We start from the raw sequence: 21,064 nt of genomic DNA, 5'->3' as shown, positions 1-21,064 counted from the left end.
GGTAAGTGTCGGCTCACCCGGCGGCAGCGCGCTGCCAGCTCGGTTCGGCGGAAGCACCTTCCGCCCAATCGGGCTCGCGACGATAGACCTCTTCCAGGTGCCCACTCGCCAGGTCGTAGACCCATCCGTGCAGACTCGGCGCCTTGCGCGCCTGCCAACTGTCGGTGACCAGTGACATGGTCGACAGTCGCTCGATCTGCGCGATGACGTTGAGCTCGACGACATGGTCGACCTTCTCGCTCAACTGAGAGAAACGCCCGAGTTCTTCCTCGCGCTCGGCGACCAGCTGCTTGACCTGGCCCAGGTGCTGGTCGACGTACGGCAAGGCCTGCAGGGCGTCACCACCGCTCACCGCCGCCTGGATACCGCCGCAGCCACGGTGGCCACAGACGATGATGTGATCCACCTTCAGCGCGTTGATGGCGAACTCCAGGACGCTCGATACATTGGCATCGTCCTCGTGCACCAGGTTGGCGATATTGCGGTGAATGAACAGCTCACCGGGCTTGGCGTTGCAGATCTGCTCCGCCGGTACGCGACTGTCGCAGCAGCCAATCCACAGCGCGGCGGGCGCCTGCCCCTCATGCAGACGTTCGAAGATACCTGGATCGGCCATTTTCATGCCGGCGGCCCAGGCGCGGTTTTCAAGCAGCAGACGATCGAAGAATTGCATGTCTAACACCCCTAGATGACCAATGGCGGGTCGTCGTTCAGCGCCATCATGGCTTTTGAGTCGACTGACGCCATTGCGTGACGGATAAACGAAAACTCGAAATTTCCCGGCCTTGCCGACGACTCGATGACGGTTGGGAGCAGCCATGAGACCAAAGGCGTAGGCTTCGCTTAAAGTCGTAAGGCGGAGGGGTAGGTGCGGGCAAGCAAAAAGTGATTTGCCGACAGCAAATTTTGTAACGCGAGGTGATTGAATGTTGATTCAGGAATGCCGGCCAGACATCGGCACTCACACGCCGTTACATGCAGAGAGGGCTAGCGGCCATGCTGCTGTCCAGAGTGTCACCCCGATTCGAGCGGCTTTCGGCGGCGAGTCTGAACGGGCGGTGAATGGCGGATTAACGCTGGATGAAAGGCGCCATCATGCGGATGGCCGCTTGTCGGTCACCCGCTCGGACACATCGAATATTTAATAAAAACTAATGTAACAATTTGATCGATAACCTTGCGTGAAAATGAACGATACTCATCCGGTCGACAGTTCAGGTTATCTGAACGTTACCGGAAGACTACGTTCATCTTCAATTCATGACAGGTTCATCCCCGGTTCACCTCGACGGGTCGTCTCAACGGCTCGTTTCCAGCACTTCGATGGCATCGTCCAGGCGGACCTCTCCCCGGTTTTCCGCCACCAGATTCTGGCCAAAAAAGACTTTTCCCTTGTCGCCGCGTCGATAGCTCGCCAGCGTCTTCAACGGCTCCTTGTCGCGACGTTTTTCGCCCCGGGCCGGATCGACCGTCACCATGGCGCAGCGAGCGCAGGGCGCATCGACACGAAATGTCACCTCGCCGATGCGAATGCGCTTCCAGCCGTCCTCGGCGTAGGGCACGGTGCCGGCGACGACCAGGTTGGGCCGGAACTGCGCCATCACGTGCGTGCCGTCGGTGCGGGCGTTGAGATCCTCCAGCGAGGCCTCGGAGATCAGCAACAACGGATAGCCATCGGCGAAACTGACTCTCACCCCGATCGTGTCCCGATAGCGCGATGACCGCTCCCCCAGCCAGAGCAGCCGCGCCGGTTCGCCGGCGACGTCACTGAACCATTCGTCGAGCGAGGTGTGAGTGGTGGTGGCGGTGAAGGGATCGGCCCAGACCTGGGTATCGAAGGGGTGGCCCGAGAACTCCTCGCGAGCCACGTCCACCGGGGGCAGGGCGTCATGGGTCAGGGTCAGCCGCTCGCCGTCGAACTGCGCCCGGACTCGCTGAAGCCCGGGATGGGTTCGGGCGGTGATAAAGGTGCCGTCAGGCTTGACCACCATGAAGCGGCGATCGCCGACAACGCCCTCCTCCTCGACCCGCGCATGGCGCAGGGACGCCCCCGCGGTCGACTTGATCGGGTAGCGATAAATCGCAGAAAGCGTTGGCACGAAGGGGCTCCTGTCAGAAAACACACGGGTAATGCCGCCCATGGGCGGCCTGTCATCGACGCCTGTCCGCCTTGCGGCGGCGTTGATAGTCGCGCTTGGCACGCAGATAGGCATCATCGCTGCGTACCGCGTCGAGCGCCACTTGATAGCGCTCGGCGATACGTGCCTTCTCCGGGTCGGCATTGCCGGGCTGGCGTAGGCTACCGTCGGCATCTTTCTTGCGCCCGCCGGGGTAGCGCGCATAGCGCCGGGCCCGGGTATAGCCCATCTGTAGATATTTCCGCGCCATGTCCATGCCGACAAAATCGTCCTGCTCGCGATAGGCCCTGTATCTGGCGCTCAAGTCTTCGATCGCCTGTCTGGCATCGGCTTCGTTGCGAATTGCCCACAGCGGCAGCAGCTCGTCCTTGTAGGGCTGGACATGAAAGACGCCACGCTCGCCATGACCGATCCGGTAGCACTCGGGGTGGCGGCGATAATCGATGGATGCGTCGGGAAAGCTCACGTTCACCTCACTTCCGGTCATGATGTCGTCATGCATTGACGGCGCGATGACGCCTCGCCACGAAAACGGCCGCCTCGCGAGAGACGGCCGTCATGTTGACACGGACGCGACGCGGCGTCAGGCGGTCGCCAGGTGCTCGGACTTGCCGTCCTTGGGTCCGCGGCGACGCCGCTGGAGCATCACGACCAGCCCGAACAGCAGCAGCGCCGGAATCCACATCAGCTCTTTCGGCAACTGCGACCTGGGGATACGCACCGAGACGATCTGCTGATCGAAGTCGAAGCCCAGCTTTTCCGCCTGGCTGCCGAAATCGGTCATGTCCACCAGCATCTTGCCATCTTCCTGCATCAGATGTAGGCCCAGGCTCTGCAGCCGCTCGGCCCCGGTCTCGCCCTCCGTCGCCGGCACCTGAATCACGAAACTGGTCGGCGCGCCATAGGCATCGAGCCCCTCGATCCGCGTCATCAGGTGGCCATCAGGGCCGATCTCCCCCAGCGCCTGCTCGAATTGAGCCGGTGGCACCTCTTCATAGGGCGCATCGACCATGTCCATCCAGAAACCGGGGCGGAACAGGGAAAAGGCAATCAGCAGCAGCAGCAGGCTCTCGTACCAGCGGCTCCTGACCAGCATGAATCCCTGCGTCGCCGCTGCGAAGATCAGCATGGCGGCCGTCGCCACGATGAAAATCACGATCCCGTGAAGCCAGTCGACATTGATCAGCAGCAGATCGGTGTTGAAAATGAACAGGAAGGGCAGCGCCGCGGTCCGCAAGCTGTAGTAGAACGCCTGGAAGCCCGTGCGGATCGGATCCGCGCCGGAGATCGCCGCCGCCGCGAACGAGGCCAGCCCCACCGGCGGCGTGACGTCGGCCATGATGCCGAAGTAGAACACGAACAGGTGGACCGCGATCAGCGGCACGATCAGCCCGTTCTGTTCGCCCAGTTGCACGATCACCGGCGCCAGCAGCGCGGAAACCACGATATAGTTGGCGGTGGTCGGCAGCCCCATGCCCAGAATCAGGCTGAGCACCGCGGTGAGCAGCAGCATCAGCAGCAGGTTGCCCATCGACAGCGTTTCGACCAGATCCGCCAGCACCAGCCCAACCCCCGTCTGCGCGACGGCGCCGACGATGATCCCCGCGGTCGCAGTGGCGATACCGATGCCGATCATGTTGCGGGCGCCATCGATCAGTCCGTCCCACAGATCCATGCCACCACGCTTGATGTCGCTGGCCAGCTCGCTCTTGCCACGGAAGAAAGCGTCGACCGGGCGTTGCGTCAGGATGATGAAGATCATGAAGGCGGTGGCCCAGAACGCCGACAGGCCCGGCGACAGGCGCTCCACCATCAGGCACCACACCAGCACGATCACCGGCAGGATGTAGTGCAACCCCACCATCACCGTGGGTTTGGTGCGCGGCAGCTGGGTGATCTCCTGGGAGGGGTCGTCCACTTCCAGTTCCGGATAGTGCGAACCAATCTTCAGCAGTGCGATATAGACGGCGCCAACGCCCAGGGCGATGACCCAGGAAGCCGAATCGCCCAGCGCCGGCTTGAGCCAGCCGATGCCGTAGTAGACGGCGAATGCCAGCGCCATGATGCCGACCAGCCCGGTCAGGAAGCCCAGGATCTTGTTGAGCCAGGGCCGCTGCGGGTTACCGCTGGGCAGCCCCTGCATGCCCGCCTTGAGCGCCTCGAGATGGACGATGTACAGCAGCGCGATATAGGAGATCACGGCGGGGACGAAGGCGTGCTTGATCACCTCGATATACGGAATGCCGACATACTCGACCATCAGGAACGCGGCCGCGCCCATCACCGGAGGCATGATCTGGCCGTTGACGGACGAGGAGACCTCGACCGCCCCTGCCTTGGTAGCGCTGAAACCGACGCGCTTCATCATCGGAATGGTAAAGGTGCCGGTGGTCACGGTATTGGCGATCGAAGAGCCGGAAATCAGGCCGGTGAGGCCGGAAGAGACGACGGCGGCCTTGGCCGGGCCACCGCGGTAGTGCCCCAGCAGCGAGAACGCCACCTTGATGAAGTAGTTGCCGGCGCCGGCCTTGTCGAGCAGTGCGCCAAACAGCACGAACAGGAAGACGAAGCTGGTGGAGACCCCCAGCGCGATGCCGAACACCCCTTGCGTGGTCAGCCACTGATGGTTGACCAGCCCGGAGAAGCTGACGCCACGGTGGGCCAGGATCCCTGGCATGTAGGGCCCCGCCAGGGAATAGACCAGAAAGATCAGCGCGATGATCATCAGCGGCGGGCCGAGCGCTCGGCGTGTCGCCTCGAGCAGCAGCACGATCCCCACCACACCGACGATCACGTCCTGCAGAATCGGCGCACCGGGGCGCTGCGATAGCTGGGCGTAGAAGAAGTAGAGGTAGGACGCACAGAACGCCCCGACCAAGGCCATCACCCAATCGAGGATCGGCATGCGCTCTCGTGGCGAGCGCTTGAACGCCGGGTAAGCCATGAAGGCCAGGAAAACCGCAAAAGCCAGGTGAATGGAGCGTGCCTCGGTGGCACTGAAGACGCCAAACCCGACGATGAAGGGGAGCGGCGAAGCGATCCAGAGCTGGAACAGCGACCACAGCGCCGCCACACCGAGCAGGATGCGGTTGGGCGTTCCGGTCAACTTGCGACCACCGGTATCGGTCGCGGCCAGTTCTTCCAGCTTGGCCTGATCGGGGCCGGAAGTCTTGTTATCGGTCATGAGCAGATCCTGACGTGAGGAAACACGGAATCGTTGCCTGCGCGAGCGAATGGTTGCGCCACAGGGCTCCGGAGCGCCACGCCATCGAGGCCTGTCCGCCTTGCGATGATATCTCGCCCTCGGCGTTCCGTTCGCTGTTGTGCAAAACAGTGCCCCCTACTCTCTCACTCGAGAAAGGGCCCGGCGCCCTTGGCGGCCGGTGAGTGGACCGACGTCGACACGACATCGGTTCACGCTTGATTCGATGCGACGATCACCGTCGCGGGGATTCCATCCAACGGCGCGGCGGTTGCAGACAACCGCCGCGCCAGAGTGTCAACGCCTTCTATCGAGAATGGCGTCGGGCCATTACAGCCAGCCCTGCTCCTTGTAGTAGCGCTTGGCACCGTCATGCAGCGGGGCGGAAAGGCCCTGGCTGATCATGTCTTCCGGCGTCAGGTTGGCGAACGCGGGGTGCAGACGCTTGAAGCGATCGAAGTTGTCGAACACGGCCTTGACCGTCTGATAGACGACTTCGTCGTCGACGTCGGCGGAGGTCACGAAGGTCGCGCGAACACCGAAGGTCTCGACGTCGTCCGGGTTGCCCTCGTACATGCCACCCGGGATGGTGGACATGCTGTAGTAGGGGAACTCGTCGACCAGCCCCTTGACGGCATCGTCGTTCAACGGGACGAGGTTGGAGGCGACGGTGGTGGTCGCTTCCTGGATGGCGCCATTGGGGTGACCGACCACGTAGGCCATGGCATCGATGTTGTTGTCAGCCAGCGCGGAGGCCATCTCGGCGGCACCGAGCTCGGAGGAGAGCGAGAAGACGCTGGTGTCCCACCCCTCGGCGTCCATCAGCACTTCCATGGTGGCGCGCTGACCCGACCCCGGGTTGCCGATATTGACACGCTTGCCCTTCAGGTCCTGCACCGACTGGATGTTGGCATCCTTGCGCGCCAGGATGGTCAACGGCTCGCCGTGGAGCGAGAAGACCGAACGCAGGTTCTCCATCGGCTGGTCGAACTGCGCCTTGCCGTTGTAGGCGTTGTACTGCACGTCCGACTGCGCCACCCCCATGTTCAGCTCACCGGACTTGATGCCGTTGATATTGGCAACGGAACCACCGGTGGACGGTGCGTTGCACCGAATGCCGCTCTCCTCGGCGCTGCGATTGACCATCCGGCAGACGGACTGACCGACGACGTAATAGACCCCGGTCTGACCGCCGGTACCGATGGTGATGTATTGCTGATCCTGCGCCATGGCTGGCGTGGAGATCGACAGGGCGCCCATCAGGGCGGAGGAGAGAACGGCTGCGGTTAATGCGTGGCGTTTCATGCGCATACCTCGAATTTTTCCCGTTTATTGTGTTGATCGGCGTTCCGATCGCGAAGACAACAGGCCGGCCGGCGTGCGTCAGGGTGTGATTCAGATCGCACCGTGCCCGTGACTTACCCATTGCAACATAACTTATCCCCGACGGCGCGCCATCATATAGCGAGTTTTTGACCGGCAAAACCGTCGTGGCGCGGGGAAGCTCATCCCCAGGGAGCGGGCTTGACCCATCGGTCAACCCACGGACACCGTCACCATGCGCTTTTGCCGTGTTCCAAAGCCGATGGGCCGCCTACCCTTCACCATTATCGGCATGCCTCATGCCGGAAGCGAATGCATTTCACGGCGACTCGATCCAGGGTGCGAGCTCGACACGATCGCCGACCTCGATCCCGCGTTCGGCGAAGTAGCCGGCATTGGCCTCCAGCGCGGCGCGAAAGCGCGCCCCCGCCGGGTAGACGGGGCATCGGCTCGACGCTTCGGCGCGGCAGGGAGACATGGTCCTCAGCGAACGGATCACGCCACCCTCGTCGATGAAGGCGATATCCAGCGGAATTCGCGTCCGGTACATCCAGTAGGCGCTCGTCGCCGGCTGTTCGGCGCCGTAGAGGAACAGCATTCCGGCGTCGACAGGAAGCGAATCGCGCTCCATCAGGCCTCTCGAGCGCTGCTGCGGGGTCTCGGCGACCTCGATCCGAATCGTGTGCGTGCGTTGGCCATTGTCGAGGACCAGAGCGTGGCGAGTCGGCGCTTCCGCCCAGGCCGGCATGGTGAGCAGCATCGACGCCAGCCACGCGGCGGGAATCAACGCTCGGGACAGCATGCCCTTCCCCCCCGGGTCGCGAGACTGATCGTCAAGCCTGCTCCTCCTCGTCGCGCTGACGCTGGTTGTTCTGCGCCGCGACCGCCTGACGCGTCACGGATTCGCCGCTTCCGTGGCGATGGTCGATATAGGACAGCACGAACAGCTGGGCGAAGAGAAAGCAGACGCAGAAGATGATTCCCTTGATCATGGGTTGGCTCTCGAGTGCGAAGATTCCCGACCTGGCGACGAAGAATCGGTCGATTTTGCGTAGAGTAGCGCATTCCCCGAGCTGAGAAACGCAGATTACGCCGACCGGCGAAGCGCCGAAGCCCCGTGGAAGACGACATCTCAAAATACTCTTGCTCTCGCGAGAGCCGCTGAGACAATGGGCCATCCGGCGCCTTCGTCGACGCCCCCTTCCAATGACGAGTACTGCACGTGCCCCTGAAGGACTTGCTGATCGGCCTGGGTATCATTGCCATCTGGGCTTTCAATATCATCGTGATCAAGCTTGGTATCGAGGATCTGCCGCCGCTGCTGGTGACGGTACTCCGCTTCATGCTGGTCGCCGTGCTGATCGTGCCGTTCACTCGCATCTCGCGCCAGCAGCTCGGTTGGCTCCTGGTGCTGGCCGTCACCTTTGGCGGCCTGCATTTTCCGCTGCTGTTTCTCGGCCTGCAGCATGCGGAAGCCGGTACCGGCGCGCTGCTGGTGCAGATGGGGACACCCTTCGCGACGCTGCTGGCCGCGATCTTTCTCAAGGAGAAGCTCGGCCCGCGCCGAATCTTCGGCCTGATCCTCGCCTTCGGCGGTGTCGTGGTGCTGGCCGGGGGCCCATCCCTGCCGCCGCCAGCCTCGACTGCCCTGCTGCTCGCCAGCGCCCTGTTCTGGGCCGTCTCGACCATGATCATCAAGCTCGCGCCACCGATCGCCCCGTTGACCATGACCGGCTGGATCTCGCTGTTCGCGATACCGTTGGTCGCGACGGGCAGTTGGCTCTTCGAGGACGACCAGTGGCACGCCTTGCAGAACGCCGGCCTGGCCGGGTGGGGTGCGGTCGTGTACACCGCCTTGATGTCATCGATCGCCGCCTACGGACTCTGGTATCGGCTCCTGCAAAAGCACCCCGTCAGCCGCGTCGTACCGCTGACCCTGCTGATGCCGGTCTTCGCCGTCATCCTCGGCGTATGGCTGCTCGACGACCCGCTGGGTATCAACAAGATGGCCGGCGGCGCCATGGTCGTCGCCGGGCTGGCCGTCATCAATATTCGCTTCAGCCGCCACCGTAGATCGAGGCCCGCGCCATGAACTCCAGTCCCATGCCCGACATCCTGCCCATGACCATCGACGATCACCCGGACTTCGCCGCCATGATGTCGCGTACCCCGGGGGTGGTGCTCCGCAGCGCCGATGGCTACGCGGCGACGCAGCGCTATCTCGCGCGCAATCCCGGCCTGAGTTTCGTTGCGCGACCGGCCGTCGGGGACGGCATCGTGGGCTGCGCCATGGCGGGACACGACGGCCGTCGCGGCTATCTGCAGCATGTCATGGTCGACCCGGACTATCGCCACCTGGGGCTGGCACGAGCGATGGTCGATCGCTGCCTGACGGCACTGCTGGCGGCCGGTATCGAGAAGGTGCATCTCGACACCCTGGCGGACAATCACCAGGCGCACCGCTTCTGGCATCATCTGGGATGGGACGATCGCCGCGACGAGATCGTCAAGTTCTCCCGTGTCCTGGTCGCCGACGCCAACGCCTGAGGCGGGGCGGCGAAGGCACGAGGGCGGTCCAGAAAACCGTCGCCACGCCGATAACACAAGAAAGCCCGGGAAAAGCCATCATGTTGCGACCACTCATCGTCGGCATACTGATCGCGATATCGTCATTGGCGGCGCAAGCGGACGAGCCGCCCTACCCCAGGGATATGCCGCTGTTGACGCTCGTCGATCCCCACGGCCGGGTGCTGGCGTCGTTCACGCTGACGAGCCTGGAGGCGCTGCCCAGCCGCGAAGTGACGGGCTCGATCCCCGACACCAGCGATCCCGAAGCTCGCTGGTCGGGAGTGTCGATCAACGTCCTGCTGCGGAGCCAGTCGATCGCCGCGCCCGGCAGGATGCTCGCCGTGGGTCTCGACGACTACAGCGACATCATTCCCCGTTCGGACCTGGAGAACTACGATCCCGTCGTCGCCTATCGCCGCAACGGCCACTACCTCGCCGTCGACCGTTATGGGCCGCTGGTCGTCATGTATCCCTATAGCGACTATCCCGAACTCCACGAACGCACCTACTACAGCCGCACCGTATGGCAGCTGAGCGAACTACAGCTCCAGTGAGCGGATCAGACGCCATCGGAGCCGGCAAGGGCCGACGCTGGCCGGTCATGCTGTTGATCGCGCTGGCCGGGACGATGATCGTCGCCGCGCTGGCGGGGCTCAAGCTGATCTCGGAGAAAGGCGATGACTACGCCTCGCCCGGCCTGCACACCGAGGTGTGGCAGAGCTATCAGTTGCGCTCGGAGATCCAGCGCCTGCTCGACACCGCCCATGCCGTCGAGGAGGGCCAGACAGGTGCTGCCGCGTTGATCCTGCGCCTGGGCGTCATGCGCAATACCCTCGACCCTTTCCGCCACAGCCGTGTCTTCGACTATCTGCCGCAACCCAGGCCCGAAGTACACCGGACGATCGCCCATCTCGACTCGCTCAGCGCGGGCTGGATGCAGCGGCTGGACTGGCACGACCAGGCCGGCGCAAGGCGCGTGGCCGCCGACATGCTGGCCGAGTTGCCGAGGCAATTGCGTCCGGCGCACGAGCTGATCGTCGTCTCCAATATCGCGGTCGCGGCGCAACTCGACTGGGAACGCCAATCGCTGCAGCGAACGTTCCACTGGCTCACCGTCACCCTGGTGCTGCTGGCCTGCGGCTGCCTCATCCTGGCATTGCGCATCCTGAGTTCGCAGCGGCGCTCTCGTCATCTCGCCGAGGAGCTGCAGGCGCTCAACAGCTCGCTGGAGCGGCGCGTCCGGAGTCGCACGCGCCTGCTGCACGAACGCGAGGCGCTACTGCGCACGATTCTTGACTCGACGCCGAGTGACGTCACCCTGATCAGCGCCGACCAGCGCCGGATCTTCTACATCAGCGAGGACCTGCTGACCCAGACGGATACCCGGCGAGCCGAGGAGTTCCATCTCGAGACCCTGTTCGAGAATGGCGATGACTATCGACAACTCGTCGCGCGCCTGAGCCGCGGGGAGACCGTGCATCAGCTGGAGGTCAGGCTGGCGCCTCGCGCGCCTTACTGGGCCCTGCTGAGCGCGAGACCACTGCACATCCATGCGCAGTCGGCGTGGCTGATCTGGAGCCTCGACATCACCCGTCGCAAGGCGATGGAGCACAAGCTGCATCAGTTGGCCTCCACCGATGCCCTGACCGGCCTCCACAACCGGCGTGCCCTGTGGCGTGCCGCGGTGAAGCGGCTGCGCCGGGACCGGAACGCCCCACTGAGCGTGCTGTTGATCGACATCGACCACTTCAAGCGGATCAACGACGAATATGGTCATCCGGTGGGAGATCAGGCGTTGTGCGCGCTGGCCCGCCAGCTCGATGAGCTGATGCAGGAGGATGCCCTGCTCGGGCGCATCGGTGGCGAGGAGTTCGCCGTGGTGCTCTCCGGCATGTCCCCGGAAGCCGTCGCGCTGATGGCCGAACGCTTGCGCGCCGCCGTTGCCGACACTCCGTTGGTGGTGAACGACGCCGTCACGCTGTCGATGACGCTGAGCATCGGCCTGACCCAGCGTCACGAGAACGATAGCCTCAAGAGCCTGATGATGCGGGCCGACCGTGCGCTCTACCGGGCCAAGGCAGAAGGTCGCAATCGATGTTGCCATCTGCCTGCGGTGGCGCTGGCGCCCCCGGCGCTCGACGAGGCTTGAGAGGCCGACCACGACCGCTTCACCGACTATCGCTCGACGAGCCGGGCGATCGAGCGACGTCGAACATCGCCGGTTGGTGCTCGGTACCTCGGTTTCCAGCTAGACTGCTCGGTAGCCGCGACGCTCATGTCTCTGACAACGATTTCAGTAGCGTGCTAATATTATCCGTTCGTCACGCCACCGCCACAGGGAAAATATGGGTTTACAGGAAATCGCCGTCGGCGGGATCTTCATCAGTCCTCTGCTGATCTATGCCCTGTTCGGCTTCATCGCGACCATCGTCCTGCGCTCATTGCTGCACTGGATGGTCGGACAGCGTGCGCTCTGGTACGAAGCCTGGTTCGATGTCTCGCTGTTCGTGCTGTTCACTGCCGGTATCACTTTTCTGTTCTCCTTCCTGCTCGAGAGTACTTGATGCGCAATTCGCTACGTATCCTCATGACCCTCGTCGTCGTCGCGATCGCCGTGGCCGCCGGCATCTGGCTATGGAACTACTACCTCTTCACGCCGTGGACGCGTGATGCCCGGGTGCGCGCGGAGGTGGTCACCATCGCTCCCGACGTTTCCGGCTGGGTTCGGACGCTCAATGTCAACGACACCGGGTTCGTCGCCCAGGGCGACCCCCTGTTCGAGATCGACCCCGCGCGCTACCAGGCGGCTCTGGACCAGGCCCAGGCCACGGTCGAGAACCGCGAGGCCACCCTCCAGCTGCGTCAGACGGAGGCCCAGCGTCGCAACCAGTTGAGCAGCCGGTCGATCAGCGCGGAAGATCGCCAGATCGCCCAGATCAACAGCCGCGTCGCCGCCGCCAATCTCAAGCAGGCCCAGGCCGACCTCGCCAGTGCCAAGCTCGATCTGGAGCGCACTCGCGTCGTGGCGCCGATCAACGGCCATGTGCTCAACCTGCAACTGGCCGCCGGCAACTACGTGACTCGCGGTACCCCGGTGATGGCGCTGGTGCAGTCGAACTCCTACTACGTCATGGGCTATTTCGAGGAGACCAAGATGTCCTCCATCGATGTCGGCGATCCGGCAGAGGTCATCCTGATGAACGGCGACACCCATCTGCATGGCCATGTGGCCGGTATCGGCCGCGGCATCGCCGACACCAACACCACGCTCAACAATCAGCTATTGCCGCAGGTCCAGCCGACCTTCAACTGGGTGAGGCTGGCTCAACGCATTCCGGTTCGGATCACGCTGGACCATATTCCTGACGACACTCTGCTCAGCGCCGGGATGACCGCGACGGTCAGAGTTCAGCATGCGGACGGCGAGCATCCGGCCGAGCCCGCCGGTGAGCCCGCCAGCACCACCACCCCGCGCAGCCTGCCCGCCGATCGCCGGCCGACGGCGCAGTCGCAGTCGACCGCCGAGACGCCGGCCGAGAACGCAACCGAAGCGCCGCAGTGAGCACCATGCCGCCGCTCGTCAAGACCTACCTGATGCCCGATGCCTCGGCGGTCAAGTTCGCCATCAAGACCACCGTGGCGATGATGATCGCGCTCTACCTGGCGCTCTGGTTCAATCTCGATCGTCCCTACTGGGCGTTGATTTCGGCGGCTTTTCTGCAGATCCGGCCCATGAGCGGCATGGTGATCGAGAAAGGTATCTGCCAGATCAGCGGTACCTTCATCGGCGCCGTGACGGGCATCGCCATCATGGCGCTTTTCGCCCAGGCCCGAGTGCCGGCGCTGATCACTCTGACGCTATGGATCATGCTGTGCACCTACGTCGGCTCGCTGTGGCGCAACAACTACACCTACGGCTGCCTGATGGCGGCCGTCACCGCCATGCTGATCGTGGTGATATCCAATGGGAGCACCCCCGGCGGTATCTTCGACATCGCGGTGGCGCGACTATCGGAACTGGGCCTGGGCGCCATCTGCGCCACCCTGGTCAGTTCGCTGCTGTGGCCGTCGCGAGTCGGCAAGCACCTCGCGTCGCAGGCCGACACCGTCATCAACGAAGCGTTCGAGAATGCCGCCCTGCGCCTGGAGGCGAGCAGCGACATTCCCGCCATGCAGAAGGCATTGCGAGGTAGCCTCGGCCCGTTGACGGTGCTGGAGACGGACAGTCAGGCAGCTCGCTTCGAAGGGCCGGAGGGACCGGGACGCATCCGTGCGACCCACGTGCTGACCCGACGAACGCTGCGCTTTCTGGCCAACCTCCAGGCACTGCACCAGATGCTGCACGACCACGCCGACAAGCTGGACCCCCGCAGCATCGAGATCGCACGGCAGGTGGCCCAGGGCTTTCGCGAGGCGGAGCATGTCAAGGGCGTTCCCAAGGCGCGGCAGGAGTTACAGGAACTTCGCCACCTCGTGCATGAGAGCGACGAGGCGGGCATGGCACCGCTGGACCGTCGCGCCCGGCTGGGGCTGCGGGAATCGATCGGTCACGCCATGGTGATGCTGGATGCCCGCGAGGCGATTGCGTCACCCGGTACGCACAAGCTGCGTTCGACCTCGCTGGCCTGGCATCGCGATCATCTCGCCGCCGGCATCAACGCACTGCGCTCCGGCCTGGTATTCGGCACGCTGGCCACCTTCTGGATTCTCACCGCCTGGAACAGTGCCATGGTCGCCATGCTGCTGGGGACGCTGTTCTCGTCGTTCTTCGCCAGCCGCGACAATCCGGTCGCGATCACCATGATGTTCTACAAGGGCATGCTCGCCGCCATTCCCAGCGCGTTCCTGTTCGGCCACGTGCTGCTGTCGCAGGCCAACGGTTTCCCGATGCTGGCGCTGCTGTTCGGCACGCCGCTGTTCCTGGGGCTCCTGGGCGCGACCAATCCGGCCACGATGGGCTACTGCCTCGCCTTCACGATCTTCAATATCCTGCTGACCATGCCCGGCAACAACATGGATTTCTCCTTCGACAGCTTCGCCAACCGGGCGGTGGCGGTGATCATCGGCCTGACCTGCGTAGTGATGGGTTTCCGGCTGCTGCCCGGACTGGGCACGCGGCTACGCCGACGCCGTCTGATCAACGCCATTTCCCGGGACATCCACCAGCTGCGGCGACGTTCCATACGCGATGCCGAAACCCGCTTCAGTGGCCACATGGCCGATCGCATACTGCAGTTGGCGCAGCACGACGACATGCTGCCCGAAGACCAGCGCCACCTGTTCATCCTCGGCTTGACGGGGCTGGACCTGGGGACGGCCACGCTGCGACTGCGGGATCGGCTCGACGACGCCCCTCATCCCATGATCCGGCGTGCCCATCGCCAGTTGCTGCGGGCGCTGGCCAGCGGCTTCGAGGAGAGCGCCAACGGCCGCCAGCCGCAGGGCATTCGCGAGGCCGGCAAGCGCCTGGACGAGGCCATTGCCGAGCATGGCGATGTCGCCGCCGATCGCCGGGTGCTGCTGGAGGGCCTGGTCGAGCGTCTCGAACTGGCGCTGGAGCGGCTGGGGCGAATCATGGCCGAGCGGCCACGTATCAAGCCCGATCGCCAGCCCGAGCCCGCGACATCCTGACCGCGACCCACGCTCCGACGAACCGGCGTTTCACCGCGCTCCGATTCGTGGCCAGGTATCGGCGAGCCGGTAGCCGCCAGGCCACGGATCCTGTGGATCGAGAGTGTACTGGTGGGTGCCGGTGATATAAGCACGGCCGCGGATCAGTGGCGTCACCGCCGCCACCTCGCCGACGCGAGTCGTGCCGTCGAGTCGGCAGACAAAACGGGAATCGATGATCGATTCACCGATGAAGGTCTCGTTCAATCCCAGCTTGCCCTGGGCGTGCAGCAGCGCCATGCGCGCCGAACAGCCGGTGCCGGTAGGCGAACGGTCGAGCTTGCCGGGTTGAATCGCCACCGTATTGCGTCCCAGCCAGGCGTCACCCTCCCGTATCAGCGGTGCGGCGATCTGGCAGAACGAGACGTGCCGCCAATCGGGATTGGCAGGGTGGCGGAATCCGAACTGCTCGTTGACCGCATTGGTGATCCGGATACCGGCTTCGACCAGCTCCCGCGCCTCGTCCGGCACCAGCCGGAAGCCGAGATCCTCGGCGTCGACGATCACGAAGCTGTCGCCGCCAAAAGCCGTGTCGACACGCAGCGTGCCCAGCCCAGGGACCTCCAGTTGCAGGTCCCGCTGATCGACGAAGGCCGGCAGGTTGCGCACGGTGACGTCGAGGACGCGGCCGTTCTCGCAGCGCGCCACGGCTTCTATCACGCCACCGGGAGCCTCGAGCACGAGATGGGTTTCCGGCTCACGCATGGGCAGGATGCCGGTCTCGAGCAGCACGGTCACCACGCACAAACTGTTGGAACCGGACATCGGCGGCGTGTCTTCCGGCTCCATGATGATCCAGCCCATCTGCGCGCGGGGGTCCCTGGCCGGCACCAGCAGGTTGACGTGGCGAAAGACGCCGCCGCGCGGCTCGTTGAGCATGAAGTCACGCAGGGTCCGGTCGCGGGCGATCCAGCGCGACTGCGCCCAGAGTGTCTCTCCGGGCGGCGGTGCCACGCCGCCCACGATGACGTCTCCCACTTCGCCCTCGGCGTGACAGCCGACGACATGGATCACGCGGCTCGTCTGCATGTTCCCCTCCCGCGTTGCGCTACTCGCCCACCCCCAGGTAGGCCTTCACGATCGATTCGTCCTGGCGAAGTTCGGCAGCCGCCCCCTGCATCCGAATCTCGCCGTTCTCGATCACGTAGGCGTAATGCGCCAGGCGCAATGCCAGACGCGCGTTCTGTTCGACCAGCAGGATCGTGGTGCCGGCCTCGTTGAGCCGCTTGATGATGCGCATGATGTCGGTCACGAGCTTGGGCGCCAGCCCCATCGAGGGCTCGTCGAGCAGCATCACGCTGGGGCCGTGCATCAACGCGCGCCCCATCGCCAGCATCTGCTGCTGGCCGCCGGAGAGCAGCGACCCATCCTGATGGCGACGCTCGTGGAGGATCGGAAAGAGTGCGTAGACTTCGTCGAGTCGTTGCCGGCGCAACCCGCTGTCCTTGACCGTGAACGCGCCCAGTTCCAGGTTCTCCTTGACCGTCAGCCCGCGCAGGATGCGTCTTCCCTCGGGCACGTGAACCACGCCACGCCGGGCGATCTCGTGGGCGGCCAGCTTGGCGATCGACTCACCCTCCAGCTGGACCTCGCCCCGCTGCGCCCGGACCAGCCCGGAAATGGTCTTGAGCGTGGTCGACTTGCCGGCCCCGTTGCTGCCCAGCAAGGTCACGATCTCGCCCTCGTGGACATCCAGCGAGACGCCCCGCAGCGCCTGAATCTGACCGTAGAAGGCTTCGACATCGCGGATGCCGAGACGCACCTTGCCCGGGCGCGAATCGATTGCCGGCGCGTCGGTCTGGTCAATGGTCTGTATCACAGTGCCAGCTCCTCGTCGTCCTGGCCGAGATAGGCCTCGATCACCTTGGGATCGTTCTGCACCGAGTGGGGGTCGCCCTCGGTGATCAAACTGCCGTGATCGAGCACGCTGATGCGCTCGGAGACATTCATCACCAGGCTCATGTCGTGCTCGATCAGCAGCACGGCGACGCCGCGCTCGTCCCGGATACGTCGAATCAGTTCGATCAGCGCCTGCTTCTCGCCGCTGTTGAGGCCCGCCGCCGGCTCGTCGAGCAACAGGAGCTTGGGCTCGGTGGCCAGGGCGCGGGCGATCTCGACGCGGCGCTGGTGGCCGTAGGCGAGATTGGTCGCCAGCCGGTCCTGGTGCCCCATCAGGCCGACGAAATCGAGGCATTCGAGACTGGTCTCGAGAATCCGCCGCTCCTCGGCGCGCTGACTCGGCAGCCGCAGAATGGCCGCCAAGGCACCGGCCCGGCTGCGACAGTGCTGCCCCGCCATGACGTTCTCGAGCACCGACATCTCACGGAACAGCCGCACGTTCTGGAAGGTCCGGGCGACCCCCAGGCGGGTGACGGCATGAGGCTTGCGCTTGACGATCTGCTCGCCATCCAGCGTGATGTCGCCCTGCTGGGGCCGATAGAAGCCGGTGATGACGTTGAACATCGACGTCTTGCCGGCGCCATTGGGGCCGATCAGGCTATGGATACGCCCCGCGGCGACGCCGAAGTCGACCTCGTGCAGTACGGTGTTGCCGGCGAAGCTCAGCGACACCTGTTTCAGTTGCAGCAGCATCGCTTTCCCCTATGAACGTTTCTCGGGCCAGATACCGCTCGGCCGGAACAGCATGATCAGTAGCAGCAGGACCGCGAAGATTAGCAGTCGCAGGGTGCCGAAATCGCGCAGCAATTCGGGCCCGAGCACGACGATGAACGCCCCCAGGATGACGCCGGGAATCTTGCCCATGCCACCCAGCACCACTGCCAGCAGAATCAGTACGGATTGCTGGAAGCTGAAGCTCTCTGGCGAGATGGCGCCCAGATTGACCGAGAAGAAGATTCCCCCGATCGCCCCGAAGATGGCGCCGGTCACATAGGCCGCCAGTTTGGTCGCAACCCGGTTGATCCCCATCGCCTCGGCCGCATCCTCGTCGTGGCGCACGTAGAGCCATGCCCGGCCCAGACGGGAGTCGAACAGCCGCTGGCTGGCGACATAGGCAAGCACCGCCAGTACCACGAAGACGTAATAGAAGTCGATCGAGCTGTCGATGTGCCAGCCGAACAGCGACGGTTCCGGGATATGCGACAGCCCGCTGGCGCCGCCGGTGATCTCCAGGTTGCGCGCGGTAAAGCGCACGATCTCACCGAACCCCAGGGTCACGATGGCGAGATAGTCGCTGCGCAAGCGCAAGGTCGGCCCGCCGATGATGACCCCGGCGAGCGCCGCCGCCATCAGCGCAAAGGGGATCGCGGCCCAGAAATTGACGCCGAACTGCTGGGTCAGGATACCGACGGTATAGGCACCGACCGCGAAGAAGGCGGCATAGCCGAGATCGAGCAGCCCGGCGTAGCCGACCACGATATTCAGCCCCAGACACAGCACGACGTAGAGCAGCGCGTTGGTCAGAATGACGGTGGTGTACTGACTCGAGATCCACGGGGTGACGATCAGGATCGCCAGAATCGTGAGATGAAGCGCCCGCCGCCGCCCCGGCGATTCGAAGGCTGCGTAGAGTTTCTGGAGTGGATTGCGCGGTTTCGCCCGGCCGGAATCGTGCTCGTCGACATCGGTGGGCGTTGGTGGCGAATGCTTGTCCATGTCACATCCTCTCCACTTCGGATTTGCCCAGCAGGCCGGTGGGTTTGAACACCAGTACCAGAATCAGGATCGAGAAGGTGAAGACATCTTTCCACTCGCTGCCGATGAACGGAATATGAGTGCCGAAGGACTCCAGCAGCCCCAGAATCAGACCTCCCAGCATCGCACCGGTGATGCTGCCGATACCGCCGATCACCGCGGCGGTGAACGCCTTGAGCCCGATCAGAAACCCCATGAAGTACCAGATGCTGCCGTAATAGGCGCCAGCCATCGTCCCTGCGGCGGCAGCCAGTCCCGAACCGATGAAGAAGGTCACCGCAATGACGGCGGAGACGTTGATCCCCATCATCCGGCACATGTCCTTGTCGATGGAGACCGCGCGCATCGCCCGTCCATAAAGCGTCCTGGAGACGAACAGCTCGAGCGCGATCATCAGCACGGCGGCGGCCGCCACCAGCACGATCTGGTTGTAGGAGAGGAAAAGATTGCCGAGACTGATGCCGCCGAAGCCGAGATCGGTGCTGAAGGCCGTGTACTGGCCGCCGGTCAGCGCCAGCGCCGCGTTCTGCAGTACCAACGAAACCGCCAGTGCGGTGATCAGTATCGACAGCCGCGGCGCGCCGAGCATCGGATGATAAGCCACCCGTTCGATCACCACCCCGAGGCAACCGACGGCAAGCATTGCCAGCAGCATGGCCACGAAGATGCCGAGCCAGCCGGCCCCGAGAAAGCCGGAGACCAGCGACAGCCCGCCGAACCCGGCGAAGGCACCGGTCATGTAGAGATCGCCGTGGGCGAAGTTGAGCAGCTTGATGACCCCGAACACCATGGTGTAACCGAGCGCCACCAGGGCATAGAAAGAGCCCAGCACCAGCCCGTCGACGAGCTGCTGCAGAAAAGAATCGTACCAGGTCATGGCGTTTGTCTCTGGCCAGCGAACAGCGGATGAGGAAGACGAACGCGGCGTGGAGATCAAGCTCTACGCGGCGTTCCAACACCACCGGTTCGAGCGGAAGCCCGAACCGGTGATGCAGCCGTCATTTTTCGTAGCGGGTCCACTTGCCGCCCTGCCCCTCGAGCACCACGAAATTGCTTCGCGCCAGGGTGTGCTGCGGCGTGAAGGAGATCGGACCGGCCAGCCATTCCTGGCCATCGGCACTATTGAGTGCCTTGATGATGGCATCGCCATCGGTGGAGCCAGCCTTGTCGATGGCCCAGGCCATCAATTGCATGCCATCGTAGGCGAGCGGCGCGTACGGCCCCGGCGCATTGCCGAATTTCGATTGGTAGTCGCTGGCGAACTGCTTGGCAGCCGGCAGGAAGTCGGCCGTCGGGTTGGAGAAGGCAAATACGCCCTCGGCGGCCTTGCCGGCGATATTGAACAGCTCCGGCGAGTTGGAACCGTCACCCACCGCGATGATGCCCTGGAAGCCGCGCTGACGTAGCTGGCGAATCAGCAGGCCGCCATCGGCATAGTAGGCGGTCCAGAACACCGCCTCGGCGCCGGAGCCCCGGATCTTGTTGACCAGGGCGGAGAAGTCCTGCTCCCCCTTGTTGACGTACTCGAAGGCGGAGACAGTATGGCCCGCGGCGGTCCAGGCATCGCGAGTCAGATTGGCCAGGTCCTGCGAATAGGCGTCACCCTGGTTGACGATGGCCAGTTTCTCGATGCCCTTGCCCTCGAAGAAATCGAGCGCGGTCTTGGCCTGGTCGTCACCGGTGGAGTTGATCATCACCGCATTGCCAGGGTTGGCCGGGATCAATTGCGTCGAGTTGGCCGCCACGATGACGAACGGGATATTGGCATCGCCGTAGGTCTTGAGCGTCGGCTGAGTCGCTCCGGAGCAGTAACCGCCCACGACACCCACCACTTCCTGCGACGCCAGTCGACTGGCTGCGTTGACCGACTGCTGGGGGTCGCAGGCGGTGTCCCCGGAGATCAGCTCGATCTGGCGACCATCCAGCAGGCCGCCATCGGCGTTGATCTCGTCCGCGGCCAGCGATATGGCGTTGAACATGTCCTTGCCGTAGGTCGCCTCGGAACCGGTCGTCGGCGCCTGCACGCCGATGACGATCGGGCCTTCCTGCGCCATGGCCAGAGACCCCGCGGCCAGACTCAGGGCGGTCGTAACGGTGACCAGCTTGAGAAATTTATTCATACAACGATTACTCCCTTCTGCGCTTATTGTTCGTTCGTACTGCAAAGGGGTCGGGCGTTGCGCCCTTCCGTTCGAGGCCGTGATCCAGGCGACGTTGAGTCATCCTGCCACGAAAAATTACGTTTCGACACCGAGCTTTTCGTCGACACTAGGCTTTTCGTATAAAATATACAAGAGACATGAAGAGCAACTTTGGCGTCAACTGAAGTCTCTCTTCGCGCATTGGTTCTTCGCCGATCCCGGGCACGAGGCGGGCAGTGAAAGGTCATCAAGCCGTGGTCGCCGGACAGCCGGGGCTGGCCATGCCCAAGGCTTCCCAACAAAAACTCCCTCTTGCGACTTCCGCCTGGCGCATTGGGAGGCAGATCCCTTCACCACCGCTAGCGTTT

The 21,064-nt window shown here is 63.9% G+C and carries 20 protein-coding genes; 7 read left to right on the top strand and 13 right to left on the bottom strand.

The annotated features are described in order from the left end of the window. Positions 1 to 13 precede the first annotated feature (13 nt). From AAGT95_RS09840 to AAGT95_RS09810, 7 genes are all read right to left on the bottom strand, one after another. On the bottom strand, positions 14 to 673 hold the full coding sequence (locus AAGT95_RS09840) for a carbonic anhydrase (protein WP_342596365.1): 660 nt from the start codon (positions 671 to 673) through the stop codon (positions 14 to 16). Positions 674 to 1,298: 625 nt separating this feature from the next. Beyond that, the gene (locus tag AAGT95_RS09835; protein WP_342596364.1) at positions 1,299 to 2,099 is read right to left on the bottom strand and encodes an MOSC domain-containing protein; all 801 of its coding nucleotides are present in this window, start codon (positions 2,097 to 2,099) and stop codon (positions 1,299 to 1,301) included. Positions 2,100 to 2,151: 52 nt separating this feature from the next. Next, a complete protein-coding gene (locus AAGT95_RS09830; RefSeq protein ID WP_110602759.1) occupies positions 2,152 to 2,625 on the bottom strand; it encodes a DUF4385 family protein in 474 nt (157 codons plus the stop codon). A gap of 96 nt (positions 2,626 to 2,721) precedes the next feature. Continuing rightward, entirely contained in the window at positions 2,722 to 5,322 is a 2,601-nt protein-coding gene (locus AAGT95_RS09825; protein ID WP_110602467.1) for a TRAP transporter permease, read from the bottom strand. Positions 5,323 to 5,670: 348 nt separating this feature from the next. Continuing rightward, complete coding sequence (locus AAGT95_RS09820) at positions 5,671 to 6,645, bottom strand: TAXI family TRAP transporter solute-binding subunit (protein WP_110602757.1); 975 nt, start codon at positions 6,643 to 6,645, stop codon at positions 5,671 to 5,673. A 337-nt stretch (positions 6,646 to 6,982) separates the two neighbouring features. Next, the gene (locus AAGT95_RS09815; protein ID WP_342596363.1) at positions 6,983 to 7,465 is read right to left on the bottom strand and encodes a DUF192 domain-containing protein; all 483 of its coding nucleotides are present in this window, start codon (positions 7,463 to 7,465) and stop codon (positions 6,983 to 6,985) included. A 31-nt stretch (positions 7,466 to 7,496) separates the two neighbouring features. Beyond that, a complete protein-coding gene (locus AAGT95_RS09810) occupies positions 7,497 to 7,655 on the bottom strand; it encodes a hypothetical protein (RefSeq protein ID WP_157958245.1) in 159 nt (52 codons plus the stop codon). 230 nt (positions 7,656 to 7,885) lie between these two features. On the opposite strand from AAGT95_RS09810, the gene AAGT95_RS09805 reads away from it, so the two are divergent. The 7 genes from AAGT95_RS09805 to AAGT95_RS09775 all read left to right on the top strand — a co-directional run bounded on the left by AAGT95_RS09805 (position 7,886) and on the right by AAGT95_RS09775 (position 14,862). Further along, entirely contained in the window at positions 7,886 to 8,755 is an 870-nt protein-coding gene (locus AAGT95_RS09805; protein ID WP_110602464.1) for a DMT family transporter, read from the top strand. Further along, positions 8,752 to 9,210: a GNAT family N-acetyltransferase gene (locus AAGT95_RS09800; protein WP_205909494.1), complete on the top strand. Its 459-nt coding sequence runs from the start codon at positions 8,752 to 8,754 to the stop codon at positions 9,208 to 9,210. The genes AAGT95_RS09805 and AAGT95_RS09800 overlap by 4 nt, the downstream gene beginning before the upstream one ends. Positions 9,211 to 9,290: 80 nt before the next feature. Further along, positions 9,291 to 9,785, top strand: coding sequence for an oxidoreductase (locus AAGT95_RS09795; RefSeq protein WP_110602463.1), 495 nt, complete (start codon positions 9,291 to 9,293; stop codon positions 9,783 to 9,785). Then, positions 9,782 to 11,380, top strand: coding sequence for a GGDEF domain-containing protein (locus AAGT95_RS09790; RefSeq protein ID WP_342596362.1), 1,599 nt, complete (start codon positions 9,782 to 9,784; stop codon positions 11,378 to 11,380). Before AAGT95_RS09795 ends, AAGT95_RS09790 begins: the two co-directional genes overlap by 4 nt. A gap of 196 nt (positions 11,381 to 11,576) precedes the next feature. Beyond that, positions 11,577 to 11,795: a DUF1656 domain-containing protein gene (locus AAGT95_RS09785; RefSeq protein WP_110602460.1), complete on the top strand. Its 219-nt coding sequence runs from the start codon at positions 11,577 to 11,579 to the stop codon at positions 11,793 to 11,795. After that, complete coding sequence (locus tag AAGT95_RS09780) at positions 11,795 to 12,793, top strand: HlyD family secretion protein (protein WP_342596361.1); 999 nt, start codon at positions 11,795 to 11,797, stop codon at positions 12,791 to 12,793. The genes AAGT95_RS09785 and AAGT95_RS09780 overlap by 1 nt, the downstream gene beginning before the upstream one ends. A 5-nt stretch (positions 12,794 to 12,798) precedes the next feature. Further along, positions 12,799 to 14,862: an FUSC family protein gene (locus AAGT95_RS09775; RefSeq protein WP_110602753.1), complete on the top strand. Its 2,064-nt coding sequence runs from the start codon at positions 12,799 to 12,801 to the stop codon at positions 14,860 to 14,862. Positions 14,863 to 14,892: 30 nt separating this feature from the next. Here AAGT95_RS09775 and AAGT95_RS09770 read toward each other — a convergent pair whose 3' ends face one another. The 6 genes from AAGT95_RS09770 to AAGT95_RS09745 form a co-directional block, all read right to left on the bottom strand. Continuing rightward, positions 14,893 to 15,930 carry a trans-3-hydroxy-L-proline dehydratase gene (locus tag AAGT95_RS09770; RefSeq protein ID WP_342596360.1) on the bottom strand — a complete coding sequence of 346 codons (1,038 nt, stop codon included), beginning with the start codon at positions 15,928 to 15,930 and terminating at the stop codon, positions 14,893 to 14,895. Positions 15,931 to 15,949: 19 nt separating this feature from the next. Then, positions 15,950 to 16,720 carry an ABC transporter ATP-binding protein gene (locus AAGT95_RS09765; RefSeq protein ID WP_425353341.1) on the bottom strand — a complete coding sequence of 257 codons (771 nt, stop codon included), beginning with the start codon at positions 16,718 to 16,720 and terminating at the stop codon, positions 15,950 to 15,952. Then, positions 16,717 to 17,493: an ABC transporter ATP-binding protein gene (locus tag AAGT95_RS09760; RefSeq protein WP_342596359.1), complete on the bottom strand. Its 777-nt coding sequence runs from the start codon at positions 17,491 to 17,493 to the stop codon at positions 16,717 to 16,719. Before AAGT95_RS09760 ends, AAGT95_RS09765 begins: the two co-directional genes overlap by 4 nt. A 9-nt stretch (positions 17,494 to 17,502) precedes the next feature. Further along, positions 17,503 to 18,516 (bottom strand): branched-chain amino acid ABC transporter permease, encoded by a 1,014-nt coding sequence (locus AAGT95_RS09755; protein ID WP_232822310.1) that lies wholly within the window; start codon positions 18,514 to 18,516, stop codon positions 17,503 to 17,505. Between the two features lies 1 nt (position 18,517). Next, positions 18,518 to 19,432: a branched-chain amino acid ABC transporter permease gene (locus AAGT95_RS09750; protein WP_110602455.1), complete on the bottom strand. Its 915-nt coding sequence runs from the start codon at positions 19,430 to 19,432 to the stop codon at positions 18,518 to 18,520. Positions 19,433 to 19,553: 121 nt separating this feature from the next. After that, positions 19,554 to 20,675, bottom strand: a complete 1,122-nt coding sequence (locus tag AAGT95_RS09745) for a branched-chain amino acid ABC transporter substrate-binding protein (RefSeq protein WP_110709764.1) — start codon at positions 20,673 to 20,675, stop codon at positions 19,554 to 19,556. Positions 20,676 to 21,064 lie beyond the last annotated feature (389 nt).

This window comes from Salinicola lusitanus, assembly GCF_038648475.1.
In the GTDB taxonomy this organism is placed as follows: domain Bacteria; phylum Pseudomonadota; class Gammaproteobacteria; order Pseudomonadales; family Halomonadaceae; genus Salinicola; species Salinicola lusitanus.
Note: the sequence above shows the minus strand (reverse complement) of the source record. Positions and strands in the feature narration are given on the sequence as shown.